Origin of the sequence: Polaribacter sp. Hel1_33_78 (assembly GCF_900106075.1) — a bacterium.
Lineage (GTDB): Bacteria > Bacteroidota > Bacteroidia > Flavobacteriales > Flavobacteriaceae > Polaribacter.
The window spans coordinates 1399745-1422099 of sequence record NZ_LT629794.1 but is presented as its reverse complement, the minus strand read 5'-3'; the positions used below and the strand labels follow the sequence as shown (position 1 = coordinate 1422099).

The 22355-nt window shown below is 29.6% G+C and carries 19 protein-coding genes; 13 read left to right on the top strand and 6 right to left on the bottom strand.

What is annotated here, in order from left to right; all coding sequences use genetic code 11:
• Window positions 1-4 precede the first annotated feature (4 nt).
• Window positions 5-1720 (top strand): phospho-sugar mutase, encoded by a 1716-nt coding sequence (locus BLT88_RS05975; RefSeq protein ID WP_091953645.1) that lies wholly within the window; start codon window positions 5-7, stop codon window positions 1718-1720.
• The gene (locus tag BLT88_RS05970) at window positions 1720-3549 is read left to right on the top strand and encodes an ABC transporter ATP-binding protein (RefSeq protein ID WP_091953643.1); all 1830 of its coding nucleotides are present in this window, start codon (window positions 1720-1722) and stop codon (window positions 3547-3549) included. The genes BLT88_RS05975 and BLT88_RS05970 overlap by 1 nt, the downstream gene beginning before the upstream one ends.
• Here the strand turns inward: BLT88_RS05970 and BLT88_RS05965 are convergent, their stop codons facing one another.
• Entirely contained in the window at window positions 3550-4962 is a 1413-nt protein-coding gene (locus tag BLT88_RS05965; protein WP_091953641.1) for a CCA tRNA nucleotidyltransferase, read from the bottom strand.
• A gap of 459 nt (window positions 4963-5421) precedes the next feature.
• Here BLT88_RS05965 and BLT88_RS05960 point away from each other — a divergent pair, with 459 nt between their 5' ends.
• The gene (locus BLT88_RS05960; protein ID WP_091953639.1) at window positions 5422-7425 is read left to right on the top strand and encodes an LTA synthase family protein; all 2004 of its coding nucleotides are present in this window, start codon (window positions 5422-5424) and stop codon (window positions 7423-7425) included.
• A gap of 30 nt (window positions 7426-7455) precedes the next feature.
• Here the strand turns inward: BLT88_RS05960 and BLT88_RS05955 are convergent, their stop codons facing one another.
• From BLT88_RS05955 to BLT88_RS05940, 4 genes are read right to left on the bottom strand one after another with little or no spacing between them, the layout of a single operon-like run.
• Entirely contained in the window at window positions 7456-8430 is a 975-nt protein-coding gene (locus BLT88_RS05955) for a hypothetical protein (protein ID WP_091953637.1), read from the bottom strand.
• Window positions 8431-8441: 11 nt separating this feature from the next.
• Window positions 8442-9416 (bottom strand): glycosyltransferase family 2 protein, encoded by a 975-nt coding sequence (locus tag BLT88_RS05950; protein WP_157691147.1) that lies wholly within the window; start codon window positions 9414-9416, stop codon window positions 8442-8444.
• Window positions 9406-10164 (bottom strand): glycosyltransferase family 2 protein, encoded by a 759-nt coding sequence (locus BLT88_RS05945; protein ID WP_091953634.1) that lies wholly within the window; start codon window positions 10162-10164, stop codon window positions 9406-9408. The genes BLT88_RS05950 and BLT88_RS05945 overlap by 11 nt, the downstream gene beginning before the upstream one ends.
• A 14-nt stretch (window positions 10165-10178) precedes the next feature.
• The gene (locus BLT88_RS05940; RefSeq protein ID WP_091953630.1) at window positions 10179-10994 is read right to left on the bottom strand and encodes a 2,3,4,5-tetrahydropyridine-2,6-dicarboxylate N-succinyltransferase; all 816 of its coding nucleotides are present in this window, start codon (window positions 10992-10994) and stop codon (window positions 10179-10181) included.
• Between the two features lie 186 nt (window positions 10995-11180).
• Between BLT88_RS05940 and ruvX the strand changes: the two genes are divergently transcribed.
• The 4 genes from ruvX to mazG are packed head-to-tail and all read left to right on the top strand — an operon-like array spanning window position 11181 to window position 13479.
• Window positions 11181-11591 (top strand): Holliday junction resolvase RuvX, encoded by a 411-nt coding sequence (ruvX, locus tag BLT88_RS05935; protein ID WP_036785537.1) that lies wholly within the window; start codon window positions 11181-11183, stop codon window positions 11589-11591.
• Between the two features lie 51 nt (window positions 11592-11642).
• Window positions 11643-12233, top strand: a complete 591-nt coding sequence (def, locus tag BLT88_RS05930) for a peptide deformylase (protein ID WP_091953628.1) — start codon at window positions 11643-11645, stop codon at window positions 12231-12233.
• A 27-nt stretch (window positions 12234-12260) separates the two neighbouring features.
• Complete coding sequence (locus tag BLT88_RS05925) at window positions 12261-12686, top strand: DUF5606 domain-containing protein (protein WP_091953627.1); 426 nt, start codon at window positions 12261-12263, stop codon at window positions 12684-12686.
• 13 nt (window positions 12687-12699) lie between these two features.
• Complete coding sequence (gene mazG / locus BLT88_RS05920) at window positions 12700-13479, top strand: nucleoside triphosphate pyrophosphohydrolase (protein ID WP_091953625.1); 780 nt, start codon at window positions 12700-12702, stop codon at window positions 13477-13479.
• Between the two features lie 57 nt (window positions 13480-13536).
• Here mazG and lon read toward each other — a convergent pair whose 3' ends face one another.
• Complete coding sequence (gene lon, locus BLT88_RS05915) at window positions 13537-16008, bottom strand: endopeptidase La (RefSeq protein WP_091953624.1); 2472 nt, start codon at window positions 16006-16008, stop codon at window positions 13537-13539.
• Between the two features lie 186 nt (window positions 16009-16194).
• On the opposite strand from lon, the gene BLT88_RS05910 reads away from it, so the two are divergent.
• The 6 genes from BLT88_RS05910 to BLT88_RS05885 all read left to right on the top strand — a co-directional run bounded on the left by BLT88_RS05910 (window position 16195) and on the right by BLT88_RS05885 (window position 22355).
• Window positions 16195-17142, top strand: a complete 948-nt coding sequence (locus tag BLT88_RS05910) for a hypothetical protein (RefSeq protein ID WP_091953622.1) — start codon at window positions 16195-16197, stop codon at window positions 17140-17142.
• Between the two features lie 100 nt (window positions 17143-17242).
• The gene (locus tag BLT88_RS05905; RefSeq protein WP_091953620.1) at window positions 17243-17809 is read left to right on the top strand and encodes an RNA polymerase sigma factor; all 567 of its coding nucleotides are present in this window, start codon (window positions 17243-17245) and stop codon (window positions 17807-17809) included.
• The gene (locus BLT88_RS05900) at window positions 17799-18326 is read left to right on the top strand and encodes a hypothetical protein (RefSeq protein ID WP_091953619.1); all 528 of its coding nucleotides are present in this window, start codon (window positions 17799-17801) and stop codon (window positions 18324-18326) included. The genes BLT88_RS05905 and BLT88_RS05900 overlap by 11 nt, the downstream gene beginning before the upstream one ends.
• Complete coding sequence (locus BLT88_RS05895) at window positions 18310-19389, top strand: hypothetical protein (RefSeq protein ID WP_091953617.1); 1080 nt, start codon at window positions 18310-18312, stop codon at window positions 19387-19389. Before BLT88_RS05900 ends, BLT88_RS05895 begins: the two co-directional genes overlap by 17 nt.
• A gap of 29 nt (window positions 19390-19418) precedes the next feature.
• Window positions 19419-20153 (top strand): head GIN domain-containing protein, encoded by a 735-nt coding sequence (locus BLT88_RS05890; protein WP_036785512.1) that lies wholly within the window; start codon window positions 19419-19421, stop codon window positions 20151-20153.
• Between the two features lie 87 nt (window positions 20154-20240).
• On the top strand, window positions 20241-22355 hold the full coding sequence (locus BLT88_RS05885; protein WP_091953616.1) for a molybdopterin-dependent oxidoreductase: 2115 nt from the start codon (window positions 20241-20243) through the stop codon (window positions 22353-22355).

Here is a 22355-nt window from a genome sequence, read left to right as displayed (position 1 = left end):
ACCTATGCAAGACATCTTAGACAAAGCAAAACAATGGCTAAACTCTACTTTTGATGCTGAAACCCAAACAGAAATTCAAGAATTAATTAACAATAACCCTGATGATTTAGCAGACAGGTTCTATAAAGATATGGAATTTGGTACTGGCGGAATGCGAGGAGTTATGGGCGCCGGAACCAATAGAATTAATAAGTATACTTTAGGGAGAGCAACCCAAGGTTTGTCTAATTACCTGATAGAAAATATAAAAAAAGAACAACTAAGTGTTGTTATCGCTTACGATTGCAGACATAATAGTAAGAAGTTTGCGAAAATTGTTGCCGATGTTTTATCTGCGAACAACATTAAAGTTTTTCTTTTTGAAGATTTGCGAGCAACTCCTGAATTATCTTTTGCAGTTCGTCATTTAAATTGTGATGCTGGTATCGTTTTAACAGCCTCTCACAACCCGCCAGAATATAATGGCTACAAAGTATATTGGGCAGATGGTGGGCAAATTGTGCCTCCTCATGATGGTGGAATTATTGGTAAAGTAAACTCATTAGATTTTTCTGAAATCAATTTTCATGCCAACGAAAATTTAATTGAAGTTATTGGAAAAGAAGTTGATGCTGTTTTTATTGAAGAATCTGTAAAAAATGGATCTTTGTCTAATAAAATTGATAGAAAAAACTTAAAAATTGTTTTTACTTCTTTACATGGAACTTCCATTGTTTCCGTGCCAGATGCATTAGCAAAAGCTGGTTACTCAGACGTTCATATTGTTGAAGAGCAGAGAGTGCCAAACGGTGATTTCCCAACTGTAAAATCACCAAATCCAGAAGAACCTGAGGCTTTAAAAATGGCGACAGATTTAGCGAATAAAATTGGTGCTGATATTGTTATTGGAACAGACCCAGATTGTGATAGATTAGGTGTTGCTGTGCGAGATACTGATGGAAATATAAAATTAATGAATGGTAACCAGACAATGGTTGTTATGACGCAGTTCTTGTTAAAAAAATGGAAAGAAGAAGGGAAAATTAATGGTAAACAATTTATTGGATCTACGATCGTTTCTACTGAATTGGTAAATGATCTTGCCTCCAGTTATAATGTTGAAACCAAAGTTGGTTTAACAGGTTTTAAATGGATTGCAAAAATGGTTAAAGATTTTCCTGAATTAGATTTTATAGGGGGTGGAGAAGAGAGTTTTGGATATATGGTTGGTGGCTTCGTAAGAGACAAAGATGCCGTTACTGCCACTCTTTTAGCTTGTGAAATAGCTGCGTATGCAAAACAAAATGGAAGTTCTTTTTACGAAGAACTACTTAATATTTATGTACATCATAAATTTTATAAAGAACACTTAATAGCTATCACCAAAAAAGGAATGGATGGTGCTGCAGAAATTCAGCAAATGTTAAGTGATATGCGTAATAATCCATTAACGGAAATTGATGGAGAAAAAGTAGAATCTCTTTCTGATTACCAAGCATCCACGAGAAAAAACTTAATTACTGGTGACGTAACAAACATTAATTTACCAAAATCTAATGTGCTCATTTATCAAACAGAATCAGGAACAAGAATTGCAGCAAGACCAAGTGGTACGGAACCAAAAATAAAGTTCTATTTTAGTGTAAATACTGAATTAGATCTAGCTAAAAATGCTGATGGAGTTGAAGCTGAATTAGATGCAAAGATTCAACGAATTATTAAAGAAATGAAACTGAATTAATGGCTTATTTCAAAGACATTTTAAAGTATGAAAAGAAATATAGAAAATATACTGTTCTAAATATTTTATTTAATATTCTTTATGCTGTTTTTAATGTTTTATCTGTTCTCGCTTTTATTCCTGTCTTAGGAATACTTTTTGGTACAGATAAAAAAATAACCAATAAACCAACCTATGAAGGAATTACAAAAATTGGTGACTTTTTAAAAGAAAGTTTTTATCATTTAATTTCTCAAAAAATTGAAAATACGGGTGAAATTGACACACTTATTTTCATCTGTTTGCTCGCCTTATCACTTTTTTTTCTAAAAAACTTATTTAGATATTTAGCTTCCTATGTAATTACTTTTTTAAGAACAGGAATTGTAAAAGATTTACGAGATAAATTATATAATAAAATTGTAGAACTACCTATCTCCTATTTTTCAGAAAAGAGAAAAGGAGATATCATTGCACGTATGACTTCAGATGTGCAGGAAGTAGAAAACTCTATATTAACATCCGTAGAAGTTATTATCAGAGAGCCTTTAACTGTTATTATATCAATAACAATTATGCTTTTTATGAGTGTAAAACTAACACTTTTTGTTTTTGTTTTACTGCCTGTTTCTGGTTTTATAATTTCATCAATTAGTAAAAAACTAAAAGCAAACTCTGTAAAAGCTCAAAAAGAAACTGGTAATTTTTTATCCTTTATAGAAGAAACATTAACAGGATTAAGGATTATTAAAGGCTTTAATGCAGAGAGAGTCATTGAAAGTAAATTCAATAACTCTACACTAAGTTTTAGGAAATTAATGACCAGCGTTTTTCACCGTCAAACATTAGCTTCACCAATGAGTGAGTTTTTAGGTTCTGCAACTATTATTGCAATTCTTTGGTATGGTGGAACAGAAGTTTTATCTAAAACAAGTCCCTTACAACCAGATGAATTTTTTGGCTACATCGTATTATTTTACACCGTTTTAAATCCTATTAAACTAATAACGACCACATTTTACAATATTCAAAAAGGAGAAGCTTCTGCAGAAAGAATAATGACTGTTTTAAATACTGAAAATGACATTAAAGATATACCCAATGCAATTATAAAAGAGGATTTTATAGGTAAAATTGAGTTTAAAAACGTCTCATTCAAATATAAGAAACAATATGTTTTGAAAAATTTTTCCTTAACTATTAACAAAGGAGAGACTGTTGCTTTAGTTGGTCAATCTGGAAGTGGAAAATCTACTTTAGCAAATTTAATTACTCGTTTTTATGATGTTAATAAAGGAGATGTTTTTATTGATAACAGCAATATTAAAGATGTTACAAAAACATCTTTACGAGCTTTAATGGGAATTGTTTCTCAAGATTCTATTTTATTTAATGATACTATTGCGAATAATATTAAGTTAGGAACTCCGAATGCCTCTTACACAGCTATAATGGAAGCAGCTAAAATTGCAAATGCGGATGAATTTATTCAAAATTTACCAGAAAAATACAATACCAATATTGGTGATAGTGGAAACACACTTTCTGGAGGACAAAAACAACGTTTATCTATAGCTAGAGCAGTTTTAAAGAATCCACCGATTATGATTCTAGACGAAGCTACTTCTGCTCTAGATACAGAATCAGAACAACTGGTACAAATTGCTTTAGAAAAAATGATGCAAAACAGAACCTCGTTAGTGATTGCTCATAGGCTTTCTACAATTCAGAAAGCAGATAAAATTTTGGTCCTCAAAAAGGGTAAAATCGTTGAACAAGGTAAACACGAAGAATTGCTCGCTATACAAGGAGAGTACTTTAAATTGGTTTCAATGCAAAGCTTAGGCTAATTACAACCCTAACTGCTTTCCTTTTTCAATCATAAAACTATAGGAAGCCTCATGTTCATTTGGAATTTCACCATCTAAAATGGCTTCTTTTATCGCTTCTTTTATTTGACCAATTTCTCTGCAAGGTTTTAAATCAAAAGCCTTCATAATTTCTTCTCCAGTAACTGGTGGTTGAAAATTTCTAACTTTATCTCTCTCTTCTACTTCTTTAATTTTAATTCTTACTAGCTCAAAATTATGGTGATACCGTTTAAACTTCTTTGGATTTTTTGTTGTTATATCTGCTTCACAAAGTGTCATTAAAGAATTAATATCTTCACCTGCATCAAAAACTAAACGTCTTACAGCAGAATCTGTAACTTCTGAGGCTAATACAATTGGACGCGAACTTAGCAATACCATTTTCTGAACAAACTTCATCTTATTATTCAATGGCATTTTTAAACGTTTGAATAATTTATGAACCATTTTAGAGCCAACAAATTCATGCGCATGAAAGGTCCAACCCACTTTTTTACTAAACTTTTTAGTAGGTGCTTTGCCTATATCATGCAATAAAGCTGCCCATCTTAACCAAACATCGTTTGTGTTTTCAGCAATATTATCTACAACTTCTAAGGTATGATAAAAATTATCTTTATGTTTTTGACCTTCAACCTCTTCCACTCCTTTCAAAGCAATTAATTCAGGAAGAATCTGTGATAATAAACCTGTTTTTTCTAATAATAGAAAACCAATTGATGGTTTTTTTGATAACATGATTTTATTCAATTCATCAACAATTCTCTCTTTTGTTATTATCTCAAGTCTAGTAGCATTTTCACCTATTGATGAAAGGGATTCGTCTTCAATTATAAAATTTAACTGTGTTGCAAAACGAATTGCGCGCATCATTCTTAAAGGATCATCAGAATAGGTTATATCAGGATTTAGAGGAGTTTTTATAATTTTATTTTCTAAATCTTTAATTCCATTAAAAGGATCTAATAACTCGCCAAAATTCTCATCATTCAAACTTAACGCTAATGCATTGATTGTAAAATCGCGTCTATTTTGATCATCTTGCAAGGTTCCTTCGGTTACATCTGGATTTCTACTATCATCCGAATATGATTCCTTTCTTGCCCCAACAAATTCAATTTCAACATCTTTAAAACGCAACATTGCTGTTCCAAACGTTTTAAAAACTTGCACTTTCGGTTTGTTGGGTAGTAATTGAGAAACCTTTATAGCCAGATCAATTCCACTGCCTATTGCTACTATATCAATATCTTTTGCCGATCCTCTTTTTAGGAAAAAATCGCGCACAAAACCACCAATTACATAACTCTCAATTTCTATTTGTTTTGATGCTATTGATATTACCCTAAATATTTCTGATGAAATTGCTTCTTTAAACAACTGTTTTTGCATGAATTATGGTCTTAAAACCTGAATATTTTACACCTATATCTGTAGCTAATTTTAGATGATTTGTATTCATTTTATTTTGGAGCAAATTTACTATATAATACACATCTTTCAAAATTGGTTGTACTATTTATTAAAAGGATTATCCCTTGGTATTATAATTATCTATTATTTCTCATGAGATACTTTTTAAATTATAAAGAATAGCTTTTTAGGATTCCTAATAATTTAAGAGTAATAAAAAAGAAATTGAAACTTCTCTTTTTAAATTGATCATTTTAATAAAATGTTGTTTTGTTTCTTTGAAAATTTAACTAAAACTCTAAAATCTATAATTTGAGAAGAAATTATGCTAGTCCTCCCTCTCATATTGACTTAAAGCTTCTGATAATATCTTTGTTTTTAAAATTTGTTTATTCAAAGTAATTCTAAAAATATTACCTTTGTAACTCAATAAAATCCATGTTTCAAAAAATTCCAAATTATATAAAATACATCTTTACAAATGTTTTTTCTCTTTTTGTTTTTGTCGTTTTTTTTAGAGGTTTTTTCTATCTATTTTTTGCGGATCTAGAAAATATTCCTACTGAAGAAATACAAAAAGCTATTTCGTTAGGTATACGTTTTGATTTAAAATTAGCTATTCTTACTTTTTTCCCTTTAGCTTTAATCGTTTTAATTTCCAACTATCGTTTTTTTAAAAATAGCGTTTACAAAAGAATAGCAGCTATTTATCTGGTATTAGCCTACTTAATTTTGACGCTATTTTACCTTTTCGATTTTGGGTATTATGAATATTTAGCAATTCGCTTAGATGCTTCTTCTCTTCGTTTTTTAAGTAATTTTAAAATATCTAGTCAGGTATTGCTTGAAAGTTATCCTGTATACAAAGGTGTTTTAGGATTATCCATTTTATCTTTTATCATATATAAATATACCATGTTTGTGTATGATTTATTTTCTAAAACATCTCAAGAAATAATTAAAAAACTAAAAGCATTATTTTTTATTTTAACCATTCTGCTTTTTTCCTTTGGTATTTATAATAGCATAACGTATTATCCCTTGCGCTGGAGTGAAGCTTTTTTCTCTAAAAAAAACAGTGTAAATCAGTTTGCCTTAAACCCTGTTTTATATTTCTTTGATAGCTTTGCTTTTAGGAGTGAAGGTGCAGATATTGAGAAATTTAAGCTGTATTACCCAGTAATTGCAAAACATTTGAATCTACCTTTAGATACTATAAATTTCACTAAAAAAATAATTTTTAAAGAGCCTTACAAAGAAAAACCTAATGTTGTTTTTGTAATGTTAGAATCTACTGGAACTGCAACTATGAGTTACTATGGCAATCCCTTAAATAGTTCACCAAAAATGGATTCTATCATTAAAGAAAGTCTAAGTTTTTCTAAGTTTTATGTTCATAAACCAGGAACAGCAGGTAGCGTTTTTGCAAGTATTACTGGCTTACCGGATATTGAAGATGTAAAAACAGCTTCAAGAAACCCTATGATTATAGACCAACGAATTATTTTTGATCAATACAAAGGTTATGAAAAGTTATATTTTTTGGGAGGCTCTGCAAACTGGGCAAATATTAGAGGCGTTTTTCAGTCAAATATTAAAGACTTAAAAATTTATGAAGAAGGAAGTTTTGAAGAGAACAACAGAGCTGATGTTTGGGGTATTGACGATTACGACTTATTTAAAGAGTCTGATAAAAAGTTAAAAAAATTGCACGAAAAAGGAAAACCTTTTGTTGCTTATATTCAAACAGCAACAAATCATATGCCTTTCACTATACCTGATAATAAAGAAAGTTTTAGACCTATTTTAGAAAATGAAATTAAAGAAGAAACTCTGCTTAAAGGGGGATTTAGATCTTTGGGACAGCTGAATGGAATTCGTTATTTAGACTTTAATGTTGCTCGCTTTTTAGAAAGGGCAAAAGAATCAGGTTATTATGAAAATTCTATTTTTGTCTTTTTTGGTGATCATAGAGGGGGAATGAAAAAGTTGAATTTTTTAGAAAATAATGAAGATGATTTAGGAATCCAAGTACATCATGTTCCGTTTTTTATTCATGCTCCAAAATATACAAAAGCTCAAGAAATAGACAAATACGCAAAATTAGTAGATATTTTTCCTACAGCTACAAGTTTAGCGAAAATAGATTACACAAATTACACTTTAGGAAGAGATTTATTAGATAGTACTAACATAAATACTGCTGCACTTGTTCATAGTCAAAGTAAAGGAGAAAAAGCTGTTGGTGTTATAAAAGATGGTTATTATTATGAAAAAACGAACGTTTCTAAGAAAGCTAGTCTTTACAGTTTAGAAGATGATAGAATTAAAGATATAAAGACTGAAAAACCTAATCTTACAAAGCAAATGGATAGTCTTTTATCTGCTTATTATCATACTACTAAATATTTGTATTTTAATAATAAAAAGACAGAAAAGTAATATTTTAGATGTGTTATTTACGTAGATGAATTAATCGTATTTATTAGAAAGCCAATTTTTTATATAAATTAATTTTTCTTGGGGGCATAAATCTAATCCTTGCATACAAAGGAAAAGTTTACTTTTATCTTTTTCAGCTTTTTTAAGTCTATTTTTAAGCCACCATAAAGGTTTATTATAATTTTGAAAATACACTAATTGATAATCTTCTTTCAAAATATAATTGTCCTTTTGTATTTCTAAATGATTTGCTAAGGACTGGTTTGTATACTGCTCGTGATGCCTAAACTTGTGCTTAATATTTACATCTAATAATTCAGGAAATTTTTTATAAAAATTATCATAAGTAGATTTTTTAAGAGGCGCAATAGTATGGTCTAATCTTACATATTTTTTAAAACCTAAAGTTTTAGCAATCGTTTGTTGCCCTTTTTTAAATCCCCATTTCTTTATTTTATCTTCTTTTCTAATAAGATTATAAAAACCACTTTGTACTTTTTTATACCAAATATCTTCATAAAAAGAAGTCCATTCTCCTCTAATTACAGGTTTTCCATCGATAAAAAAATCAGAAATTTTTGCTTCTCTTAACAAAAAGAAATCATCATTTGCATATAAAAAATGTTCTGATAATTCAGGTATTTTGTATAAGAGAGATTCTATGGGTAAACAACTAAAAGTTGGTAAATATTGATGATAACCTTCAAAAATAACATCGTGACTTATAACAAATACATTTGGATATTTTTTAGAAGCCTCTTCTTTATCTTTTAAAAAATCTGGTGTTTGATCTGCTGTTACTATAAAAATATTACGAACAAATTTAGCATGCTTTATAATTGATTTTACTGCATACTCAATTTCATGTACTTGACTTAAAGCCCTAACTTCATTATTTTTAGATTTTTCTTTAGGAATATAATTTAATAGCTTGTCTCTATATTTTTCATCTTTACCATCTACCCAAGTAAAAACTACATCAATTATTATACTTTTTGTTTTCATTATAAAAATTTTTATTTAAAATTAGTTGACCTAAAACTTAGCCAAGTTCTATTAAGTATGGATTTTAAATAATACTCTATTAAATTTACTAATATTTTTGATTCTAGTTTTAATTTTGGTTTATAAAAAAATACAAATCCAAAAATACCCAAAATAAGTTTACTTATTAAAACAGTGGTTATGACAGAATATTGAATTAAAAAATACTGGAATCCTTTAAAATGATTATAAATATAAACATGTTTTGATATTAATACTTCTGTTTTTGTAATGGCAGCAGTTTTAATATTAATTCTAGAAGAACCACCATGATTATGTATAATTTCTACATTTTCTAATAATGCAATCTCTCCTCCTAAATCAGCAACTTTTTTAGACAAATCTACATCTTCAAAATACATCCAATAATCTTCATTCCATCCCTGTATTTTATCAAACCAATTTATAGAAATTAAAACAACTGCTCCAGAAACCCAATCTGGAAATAATATATTATTTTTTCTGATAATATTTTTACGAAGTTGTTTCCCATTTATTGCTCTAACAATACCAAATATTGTTTTAAACGAAGGAAAAAAACGAAAGCTTTTTTCATAAGAACCATCACTATTTTTTTGCAAACAAGAAACTAAACCAATATTAGAATTTTCTAATAAATAATTATGCATTTTTTCAATGGCCATTTTGTTTATAATCGTATCAGGATTTAAAAAAAGCAAAAATTCTCCTGATGCTTTTTTAGCGCCCAAATTACAAGCATTTGCAAAACCATTATTACCAGAATTTAGAGAAAAAGAAACACTTGGAAATTTTAATTGAAAAACACTAAAATAATTATCGTTTGAACAGTTGTCTACAACAATAGTTTCAATATTCAAATTATGAAAAGAAATGTCTGTAATTGATTTTAGGCATAACTCTAATGGCTTCCAACTTTTATAGTTTACAATAATTATAGAAATATTTTGCTTAAAATTATCGCTCATTAGTGGCATTTCTATTTAACAACCAAAGCTTTATGTATTTTGTTAAAACTCCGTATGCTTGCGTTTTTGCAAAAACAAAACCAGGAAATCCATCTAAAAACCCAAGCCTAACAATATAATGAATAAAAAACCGCGCAGGTGGTTTAATTAGAATATGAAATAGATTTACTGTTCGTCCTTCTTCAAAAAATTGCTGAGCTCTTAATTGGCCATAATGATTCATTTTGGAAATATAATGATCATAGCTTTTGTAAGAATAATGATCTATCTTATTTTTAAAAAAACCTACTTTTCCATTTGCAACTATTCTTTCATGAACAACCCCAGAATACTTGCAATGTTCTTTTAAAAATAAACGAATCACTTTATCTCTTTGACAACCTCCGTAATTAATTTTACTTCCACAAAAGAAAAAAGTCCTTCGCACATTGAAACCAACAAAATCTTTTGGGTTTTTAACGGCTTCCAGAATCTCATTTTCAACTTCTGGTGTAACTCTTTCATCCGTGTCTAAAATATAAATCCAAGGATATTTAGCCTGGTCTATTGCAAAGTTTTTTTGAGAAGAAAAATCATCAAACTTACGTTTGATAATTTTCACATTATGCTTTTCTGCCAGCGCTACTGTATTATCCTTACTAAAAGAATCTATTACAATAATCTCATCAGCAAAGCTCACTGATTTTATAGCGTTAGAAATATGAATTTCTTCATTTAAAGTGGGGATAATAGCAGTAATCTTTGTCATAGCCTTTTCAAATCTTAAACAGCAACGTCATATTCGCGCAATGCTTCGTTTAAAGAAGTTTTTTTGTTGGTACTTTCTTTTCTTTTTCCAATAATTAATGCACATGGTACATTGTATTCTCCTGCTGCAAATTTCTTAGTATAACTTCCAGGAATTACAACCGATCTTGCTGGAACTCTTCCTTTCATTTCTATAGGCTCAACTCCAGTAACATCTATAATTTTAGTACTCATTGTTAGCACAACATTTGCGCCTAAAACAGCTTCTTTCTCTACTCTCACTCCCTCAACAACAATACATCTAGACCCTATAAAAGCGCCGTCTTCAATAATTACTGGTGCAGCTTGTAATGGTTCTAAAACACCACCAATTCCTACGCCACCAGATAAATGAACATTTTTACCAATTTGTGCACAAGAACCAACTGTAGCCCAAGTATCCACCATCGTTCCTTTATCCACGTAAGCACCGATATTTACATAACTTGGCATTAAAATAGTTCCCGAAGCAATATATGCACCATGTCTGGCAACAGCATTTGGCACCACTCTAATTCCTCTTTCTGCAAAGTTTCTTTTTAAAGGAATTTTATCATGATATTCAAAAATACCAGCTTCTAAAGTTTCCATTTTTTGAATTGGAAAATATAAAACAACTGCTTTTTTAACCCATTCATTTACTTGCCATCCATCTTCAATGGGCTCTGCAACTCTTAATTCACCTTTATCTAATAAATCAACTACTTTTCGAATTGTACTAATAGTTTTTTCTTCTTTTAATAAATCACGATTTTCCCAAGCTGATTCTATAATTTTTCTAATTTCTTTCATTTTAAACTTTACTTTTTGCAAATATAAATTTATCTGTAAAATCTCAGGCGAATATACATTTTTTAAACATATATTTCTTCTTTGTTTAAAATCCAAGAACTAATTTCAACGAACTTCTTGATAATATTCTCTTTAATTATTACTATTAAAAGTATAAACTATATTTTTGCATAAATAGTATACAGATTGGGAAGAATTTTAGCCATCGATTTTGGAAAAAAAAGAACAGGAATTGCAGTTACAGACGAACTACAAATTATTGCTTCTGGTTTAACGACAGTAAATACTGAGGAATTAATTTTATTTTTAAAAGACTATACCTCTAAAGAAAAAGTAGAGCTTTTTTTAGTTGGAAAACCAAAACAAATGGATAACTCTGATAGTGAAAGTGAAGCCTTAATCCTTCCTTTTCTAAAAAAACTATCCAAAGTAATACCACAAATCTCAGTGCAAAGAGTGGATGAACGTTTTACTTCTAAAATGGCTTTTCAAACAATGATTGATGGTGGTTTGAATAAAAACCAGCGCAGAAACAAAGCTTTAGTTGATGAAATAAGCGCAACGATCATTCTTCAGTCATTTTTATATAATAAATAGTTTTATTCAAGTTACAAACTTTGTATTTTTGCAGTAATTAAAAAGACAAAAATGATTTTACCTATTGTTGCTTACGGAGATCCCGTTCTTAGAAAAACAGGCATCGAGATTGACATAGATTATCCAAATCTAAAGGAATTAATTATCAATATGAAAGAAACCATGTACAATGCTTCTGGTGTTGGTTTGGCGGCTCCACAAATTGGAAAATCAATTCGTTTATTTTTAATTGATGCTTCTCCTTTTGCTGAAGATGAAGATTTAGATGAAAAAGAAAGGGAAGTTTTAAAGACGTTTAATAGAGTTTTTATCAATCCTAAAATTCTAAAAGAAGAAGGTGAAGAATGGGTATTTAATGAAGGTTGTTTAAGTATACCAGATGTCCGTCAAGATGTATATCGTCAGCCAAAAGTAACCTTAGAATATCAAGATGAAGATTTTAAAACACATACAGAAGTTTTAGAAGGATTGGCTGCTAGAGTTTTTCAACATGAATTTGATCATATTGAAGGAGTATTATTTACGGACAAACTTTCAACACTTAAAAAAAGATTAATCAAAAAGAAATTAGAAAATATTTCTAAAGGAAAAATTAATGCTGATTATAGAATGCGCTTTCCTAATTTAAAAAAAGGTAAATAGTCTTTCAAAGACATAAAAAATATACATATGGAATTTAGTAAAATTATTTCGGTTACTGGTAAACCTGGTTTATTTCAAGTAATATCACAATCTAAAAATTCAATTATCGTTGAGTCTTTGACAGACAAAAAACGTTTGGCAATTAACTCAACTCAAAATGTAAGTTTGTTAGAAAACATTGCAATTTATACGTTTGAAGAAGATGTACCTTTATTAGAAATCTTTAAATCTATGTTTGAAAAAACTGAAGGTACAGAAGCAATTTCTCACAAAGAAAGTGGTAAAAAATTAGCGGCATTTTTTGCTGAAGTTTTGCCAAATTATGATGATGAAAGAGTATACACTTCTAACATAAAAAAAGTAATTCAGTGGTTTAACTTACTAGTAAATGCTGGTTTAGACTTTTCTGCAATTAAAGAAGAGATTGCTGAAGAAAAAGCTGAAGAAGCATAATCACTTTATCATTTTGAATACAAGAAAAGATCAATTAGCAGCTTTTAATCGTTTGTTAGATATAATGGACGAACTTCGTGAGAAGTGTCCTTGGGATAAAAAACAAACATTAGAAAGTTTACGTCATTTAACAATAGAAGAGACGTATGAATTGGCTGATGCTATTCTTGATAATGATTTGCAAGAAATTAAAAAAGAATTAGGAGATGTTCTCTTGCACATTGTTTTTTACGCAAAAATTGGAAGTGAAAAAAATGCTTTTGATATTGGGGATGTTGCTAACTCTATTTCTGATAAATTAATTCATAGACATCCTCACATTTATGGGGATGTAAAAGTGGAGAATGAGGAAGATGTAAAACGTAATTGGGAACAATTAAAGCTAAAGGAAGGTAAAAACTCTGTTTTAGAAGGCGTTCCTAAAGGTCTACCCGCCATTGTAAAAGCGAATAGAATACAAGATAAAGTTGCAGGTGTTGGATTTGATTGGGAAAAACCAGAACAAGTTTGGGAAAAAGTACAAGAAGAACTCTCTGAACTAAATGAAGAAATAAAGAAGGAAAATAAAGAAGACATTGAAAAAGAATTTGGAGATGTCTTGTTTTCCATGATTAATTACGCTCGATTTATTGGCGTAAATCCTGAAAATGCTCTAGAAAAAACGAACAAAAAATTTATAAATCGTTTTCAATATTTAGAACAAGCTGCCAAGGATGATGGTACACAACTTTCGGACTTGACCTTAACTGAGATGGATGTTTACTGGGAAAAATCTAAAGATTTTTTTAAATAAATTTTCCACACTTTTTTATTAAAATAAAAAAAGCCTCCAATTAGGAGGCTTTTAAATTTAGACTAATTTCTTAGCGTTTTTTACTTTTTGTTTTGTGAGCGCCAATTCTATGACCTCTTTCATGTCGGTTACATAATGAAAAGTTAAGCCCTTTAAATAGCTCTCTTTTATTTCTAAAATATCTTTTTCATTGTCCTTGCACAAAATAATTTCCTTAATATTTGCTCTTTTAGCAGCTAATATTTTTTCTTTAATTCCGCCAACAGGTAATACTTTTCCACGCAAGGTAATTTCGCCAGTCATGGCTAATTTATTCTTAATTTTACGTTGTGTATAAGAGGAGACTAAAGAGGTTAACATGGTGATACCTGCACTAGGCCCATCTTTTGGTGTTGCTCCCTCAGGAACGTGAATATGGACATTGTACTTTTCTAAAATTTCTGGTTTAATACCAAATTCTTCCGCATTGGATTTTATATATTGTAATGCAATTGTTGCCGATTCTTTCATTACAGTTCCTAAATTACCTGTAATAGAAAGTGTTCCTTTTCCTTTTGATAAAATAGATTCTATAAATAAAATATCACCTCCAACCTGCGTCCATGCTAAACCTGTAACTACACCAGCAACATCATTATTTTCAAATTTATCTCTATTTCTTGGGGTTCCTAAAATATCTTCTATTTTTTCTGAAGATACAGCGATATCATATTCTTCCTCTAGTGCGATAGATTTAGCTGCAAAACGAACCACTTTTGCAATCTTCTTTTCTAAACCACGAACTCCTGACTCACGCGTGTAACCTTCAACAATTTGTTCAATTTGTTTTTTTCCTAACTTAATATCTTTAGTTGTTAAACCGTGTTCTTTTAATTGTTTTGGTAATAAATGTCTTTTGGCGATTTCTATTTTTTCCTCAATTGTATAACCAGAAACATTTATAATTTCCATTCTATCACGCAAAGCCCAAGGAATTTGACCTAAATTATTTGCTGTAGCAATAAAAAGTACTTTCGATAAATCATAACCAACTTCCAAATAATTGTCATAAAAAGCCTCATTTTGCTCAGGATCTAATACTTCTAGCATCGCTGAAGATGGATCGCCTTGGTGACTTTGACCTAATTTATCTATTTCGTCTAACACAAAAACAGGGTTTGAAGTTCCTGATTTTTTTAAATTCTGAATTAAACGACCCGGCATTGCGCCAATATAAGTTTTTCTATGTCCTCTAATTTCTGCTTCATCACGTAAACCACCTAAAGACATTCTAACATATTTGCGCCCTAAAGCTTCCGCAACAGATTTCCCCAAAGAAGTTTTACCAACTCCTGGAGGGCCATATAAACAGATAATAGGTGATTTCATATCACCTCTTAATTTTAAAACAGCTAAGTGTTCTATAATTCTTTCTTTTACTTTTTCTAAACCAAAGTGATCTCGATCTAAAACTTTGGTAGCATGCTTCAAATCGAATTTGTCTTCAGAATAAATGCCCCAAGGTAATTCTAATAATAATTCTAAATAGCTTCTTTGCACACCATATTCTGCAGCTTGTGGATTCATTCTTCGCAAACGAGCCAGTTCTTTATCAAAGGTCTCTCCTACTTCTTTAGTCCACTTTTTCTTTTTGGCCTGCTTGCGCATTTCTTCCAATTCTTCATCATTAGAAACGCCTCCTAATTCTTCTTGAATCGTTTTTAACTGCTGATTTAAATAATATTCACGTTGTTGTTGATCTAAATCTTCACGTGTTTTAGATTGAATGTCATTACGTAATTGTAATTTCTGTAGCTCTTTGTTTAAGTTTTTGAGTGTTAATAAAGCTCGTTCTTTTAGATTGTCTTTTTCTAAAATTACTTGTTTATGCATTACACTTAAATCCATGTTAGAAGCAATAAAATTGACTAAAAACGAATTGGATTGAATATTTTTAATCGCGAATGAAGCTTCTGAAGGTAACATTGGGTTTTCCTTAATAACCTCTAAAGCTTGTTCTTTAATAGAATCTATAATTGCATCGAACTCTTTTTTGTCTTCAATACTTCTATCATCTACAGCTTCTTTTACAGTTGCCTTTAAATAAGGTTCATCCTGAATAATTTGATCAATTTCAAAACGTTTTTTTCCCTGAATGATAACAGTTGTATTTCCATCAGGCATTTTTAACACACGTAAAATTTGTGCCACAACACCCGTTGTATGTATATCTTTTAAACCAGGGTCTTCTTCTTCTTCATTTTTTTGTGCTACTACTCCAATTATTTTATCACCTTTATTGGCATCTTTAATTAATTGAATGGATTTATCCCTTCCGGCCGTAATAGGAATTACAACTCCTGGAAATAGAACGGTATTTCTTAACGGAAGAATTGGCAACATTGCAGGAACGCTCTCTTTATTGATGATTTCTTCATCTTCTGGCGTCATTAATGGGATTAATTCAGCATCTTCGTTCATGATGTTTTGAAACGACAAACTGTCTAACTTTATAATCTTTGTTTTGCTCATTTTCTGTATATCTGTCATTGTGACATTGATTTATTGAATCAATAAAAACCAATATCACTATTTTAATTATAATTAATTGATAACCAATTGTTTAAAATTAAACCCTTCATTATCTCATTTAAATAAGACAATTGTTGTGCCATTGGTAAATAGAATTTAATTACTTCATTTTTTTTTATCATTTTTGCAACTAAAACAAAAGATATGTCTAAGATAAAAATAAAGAATATATCATATAAAGGCTGGAAAGAAACAATAGAAATTTCAAATTCAACTATTAAAATTTTAGTAGTACCAGAAATTGGTAGAATTATGCACTATGGTTTCTTAGACGGAACAAATATGTTTTATGAAAATGAGCAACTTGAAGGTATTAAATTTAATGCTGGAAATTACTTTCAAGAAAACAATACGAACCAAGCTCCAAATCTTGGTGGCAATAGAGTTTTACCATGCTCTGAAGAATATTTTAATATTTTAACTGGCAGCAGACACGTACCAGATCCATTTCTAAATGCGAGTTCTTATGAGGTTACTTTCTTAAAAAACGGCGTTATTCTAAAGAGTCCTTTGAGTGAATTACTAGGGATACAATTAGAAAGAATTATTACAATGTCAGAAAATGGAACAAAAGTTAAAATTCAACAAAAATTGACAAAAAAAACTGCTGCTAAAAATAAAGTTATTGAAGAAATTCCACTAACTATTTGGAGTTTATCTAAAATTAAAACACCGAATACTAGCTACTTACCCATCAATAAAAAAAGTATATTTGAAAACGGTTTTTTAATACCTAAGTGGCCAGATGCAAAGAATAATGCTCATATAAACGCAGCCCTAAATAGTGCTATTTTAAAATTAAAATCATCTGACAATTTACCTCAAAAAGTAGGTGCAGATTCTAAGAATTGGATTGCTGGGTATTTACACAAAACTTTATTTATAGAAAAATTTAATTTTGATGATAAAAACTCATATCCAGATGGAGGAACTTCTGTAACCATATTTGGAAATCATTTATTTAGCGAATTAGAATGTTTGAGTCCTGAAAAGAAATTAAAAATTGGAGAAACAATTTGCTATGACTTGCAATGGAGTTTGCTTAAAATAGAAGATAAAAATAATGTCAACTCCATACTGGAAAGTCTTTAAAATATTGAATTAATCACTTTCTCTTTAAAAAGACTATTTTTATTTTCACAAAACTGTCACAACGCATAAACAGTTTAGTCTTTCATATAGAAACGTTTTATTGGAAACTAGTCAACCACATATAACCAACCTTATAAAACGCTGCAAAAAATCGGATAAAAATGCGCAGTTAGATTTATATAAAGCTTACTATCAAGCAATGTATAATACTGCACATAGAATTTTAAAAGATAATTTTGAAGCTGAAGACATTATGCAAGAAGCTTTTTTAACGGCTTTTACAAAATTGCATACATTTAAAGGTGAAGTAACTTTCGGTGCCTGGTTAAAACGAATTGTGATTAATAAAAGTTTAACACAGTTAAAAAAAAACAATCGGTATCAAGAAGTAAAAATGGAAGTTATTACCAATGATAAAATTACAGATGAAGTAATCGATTATAAAGGCTTAAATCCTAAAAATGTTTTAAATACCTTACAAAGCTTAAAAGATAATTATAGATTAGTACTCACCCTTAATTTAATTGAAGGTTATGATTATGAAGAAATCGCACAAATTTTAAATTATACAAATGAGAACGTGAGAACTACCGTTTCTAGAGCAAAGAAAAAATTGAAGCAAATATTACTTACAGAAAGCATAAAAACTCAAGCGTATGGAAGATAAATTACATGATTTTTTTTCTGAAAATGATTTTGATTTTCATGAGCCAAAATTAGGGCATGAAAAGCGCTTTGAAAAAAGATTAAACAAACCTGCACAAAATCATAAAAAACCTACTTGGAAATGGTTATCCATAGCAGCTTCGGTTGTTTTAGTTTTTGGCTTTTGGATGGGAAACAATTATCAAAAACAACAGTTAGATCTGGCAGATGTATCACCTAAAATGGAAGAAGTTCAAAACTATTTTGTTTCTACAATCCATCAAGAATTAAAAACTATTGAAAAAAACAGAAACCTAGAGACAGAATCAGTTATTGAAGAAGCTTTAGAACAATTAGAAGAACTTGAAGACGATTATAAAAGCTTTATGACAGAATTAAATAATAGCAGTAACTCTAAACTAATTATAAATGCGATGATAAAGAACTATCAAAAACGTTTAGAAATTTTAGAAAATGTACTGAACCGAATAGAGCAAATTAAAAATACTAAAACCTTAAACAATGAAATCTATCTATAAAACTGTACTTCTATTCTTGCTTATTCCGTTAATTGCGTCGGCCCATGTTGATGACAAAAAACATGAAAAAAGTAGAATAATTAAAAAAGAATTTAAAGTAAGTACTGATGCTAAACTCAATATTAAGAATAGTTATGGAAATTTAAACATTACAACTTGGGATAAAAAGCGAGTAGAAATTGAAGTTACTATTACCGTAAAAGGAGATGATGTAGATAGCGTTAAAGAAAAGCTTGAACGTATTGACGTGGAGTTTGAATCATCTCTTAATTTTGTGTCTGCAATTACAAAATTTGAAAAAGAAAAAAACAGGTGGTCTTTTTGGAAAAAAAATAACAATTTAAATTTTCAAATCAACTACATAATAAAAATGCCTAAAACCAATGATGCCGATTTAGATAATGATTATGGTAGTATTTTTTTAAGTGATTTATCTGGAACAGCAAACATTAACTGCGATTATGGGAAAATTTCTATCGGTGAATTATCAGCAGAAAATAATAGTATTAATTTAGATTATTGCTCAGCATCTAATGTAGTTTTTATGAAAAGTGGTAATCTTGATCTAGATTACTCTAAAATTACTATTGAAAATTCAGGAACTTTAAAAGTAAATGCAGATTACTCTGCTTTAAAATTTGAAAAAATTGAGGATATTGATTTTAATGCTGATTACGGTTCAATTACCATTGATGAAGCATTGAATGTAAATGGAAAATCAGATTACGTTAGTATGCGTTTTGGAACTATTAGAAAGAATTTAAAAGTTGACACTGATTATGGCGCTATTTCTGTAAAACGTTTGGTAAAAGATTTTGAAAGCGTAAATATTGATGGAGAATACGCAGGCATTAGAATTAATGTAGACCAAGATGCGGTGTTCAACTTTGAATTAAATTTACAATATGCTAGTTTTAAAAGAAATGAGGACAACATAGAATTTTACAAAAAAATTTCTAAATCATCTAAAAAATATTATGAAGGAAAATTCGGAAAAGGAAATTCGGATTCTAGTATAAAAATTAACTCTCAATATGGTGGCGTTTCCATCAAAGAAAATTAACAAACCAAGACAACTTAAAAATATAAATTATGTTTAAAAAAACTACACTTACATTACTACTCCTAACAATTACTGTATCTATCAATGCACAAGATTGGTGGGGAAATAGTAAAAAAATTAAAGGAAATGGAAATATTGTTACTTTAAACAGAACTACTTCAGGTTATGATGGGCTTTCTGTTGGTGGTTCTTTTGACATAATTCTTGTAAAAGGAAAAGAAGGTAAAATAACTATTGAAGGTGAAGAAAACATTATCCCTCACATAATAACTGAAGTAAAAAATAATACTTTAAAAATAAAATATGAAAAAAACATAAATGTAAGAACTACCAAAAAGTTAACGATTACGGTTACTTATGAAAGTTTAGACAAAATTTCTTTGGGTGGTTCTGGAAACATCACAAATCAAGGCATCATAAAAAACCAGGATTTAGCAGTTTCTTTAGGCGGCTCTGGAAACATTACTTTACATGTTGATACTGATGAAATGAAATCATCAATTGGTGGTTCTGGAAACATTAAATTATTTGGAAAATCTAATGAATTTACATGTTCAATTGCGGGATCTGGAAGTATAGAGGCCTATGAACTAAATACTGATATTCTAAATGCAAATATTGCGGGATCTGGAAGTATAAAAGCTACCGTTAAAACTAAAATTAAAGCAAAAGTAGTGGGTTCTGGAAATATTTATTACAAAGGAAACCCTAAAGATGTGGATAGTAAATCTGTGGGTTCTGGTGACGTAATTGAAAGAAATTAATAGAATTTCTTTCTTAAAAAAAAGACAGCTAAAATAAATTTATTTTGGCTGTCTTTTTTTGTGATTTATTTACCTTAAATTTAGGGTATGTCTGAAATTACAAAATATAGAACTTGTCATCTTTGTGAAGCAATGTGTGGTGTAGAAATCATACTTAAAAAAAACAAAATTAAAAAAATATCTGGTGATAAAAAAGACCCATTTAGCAAAGGTCATATTTGCCCAAAAGCCATAGGTTTAAAAGATATTCACGAAGACCCTAATAGATTAAAGAAACCCTTAAAAAAGGTAGGTAAAAATTGGATTGAAATTTCATGGGATCAAGCAATTAATGAGGTTTCAGAAAAATTACATCAAATTCAAGAACAGCATGGTAAAAATGCTATCGCAATCTACAGTGGAAATCCTTCAGTACATAATTTAGGAACTATTCTTGGTGCTCCTCTATTTTACAAAACTATAAAATCAAAAAATGTATTTTCTGCAACCTCTGCAGATCAACTAGCACATCATTTAGCAGCTGCAACTATGTTTGGGCATTCAAATTTATTACCAGTACCAGATTTACACAGAACGCATCATTGGCTAATTTTAGGCGGAAATCCAATGGTTTCTAATGGAAGTATGATGACTGCACCAAATGCAAGAAAATTAATAAAAGATATTAAGCTAAAAGGAAAAGTAGTAGTTATTGACCCTCGTTTTAGTGAAACCGCAAAAAAAGCCAGTGAACATCATTTTATAAAACCAGCATCAGATATTTGGCTATTATTAGCAATGATTAAAATAATTTTAGATGAGAAACTGATTACATTAAATCATCTAGAAAACTATGTTTCAACCAAAGAATTAAGCGTGTTAAAAGCTTTGTTACAAAATTTAGATTTAGATTATGTTGCAGCAAAAACAGGTATTAAAAATGAAACAATATCTTTAATTACTAAAGATTTTATCAACGCGAAATCTGCTTCGATATACGGAAGGTTAGGTTTAAGTACTGTAGAATATGGGTCTTTAAGTATTTGGGCAATAAATATATTAAACATTTTAAGTGGTAATTTTGATACACCTGGAGGCATAATGTTCCCGAAACCTGCAATTAGAGTTGTAAATACCAAAAAACCAGTTTTAAAATTTAATAGATGGCAATCTACCGTTAGAAAATTACCTGAATTTAACGGTGAATTGCCCGTGAGTACTTTAGCTGAAGAAATTTTCAATAAAAAAGAATCTAAAATTAATGCACTTATTACGGTTTGTGGTAATCCTGTTTTATCGACACCTAATGGAAAACAATTAGAAAAAGCTATCGATAGTTTAGATTTTATGGTTTCCGTGGATATCTATTTAAATGAAACCACAAAAAATGCTGACTATATTTTACCTCCAGCAACAGCATTAGAAGTTTCACATTATGATTATATTTTTAACAATTTAGCCATAAGGAATACTACAAAATATAGCGAACCCATTATAGCAAAATCTAAAGATGCTTTGTATGATTTTGATATTTTTAAAAGATTAACCATTTCACTACTAAAAAAGCACAAAAAGACAGACCAAACACTTCAGCAAATAGGAATGTTTAAAAATTTAACTTTAAACTATTTATTAGATAGTGGCCTAAAAAAAGGCTGTTATAATTTAGATTTAGAAAAACTTAAACAACATCCTAATGGCATAGATTTAGGTTCTTTAAAACCTAGAATAGAAGATGTTTTATTATTCGAAAATAAAAAAATTAGACTTTTATCCGATATCTATATTCACGAAATTAATAAATTATTAAAAAGTAAAAAAACCATATCAAATACTTTAAGCTTAATAGGAAGAAGAAACCTTAGAAGTAATAATAGCTGGATGCATAATAGTAAAAGTTTAATGAAGGGGTCTAATATTTGTAATCTCATAATTCATCCAAATGATGCCATGAAAAGAAACATTACTAGCGGAGATTTAGTAGAAATAACTTCTAGAGTTGGTTCTGTAAGAATTACGGCAGATGTAAATGATGAAATTTGCGAAAGTGTAATTAGCATTCCTCATGGTTGGGGACACCACAGGAAAGGCATTAAATTAGATATTGCAGCTGCAAACCCGGGTGTTAGTATTAATGATTTAACAGATGATCAATTCGTAGAAGAATTGACTGGAGTAGCTATTTTTAGCGGTATAGATGTTGAAGTTACTTTATGTAAATAA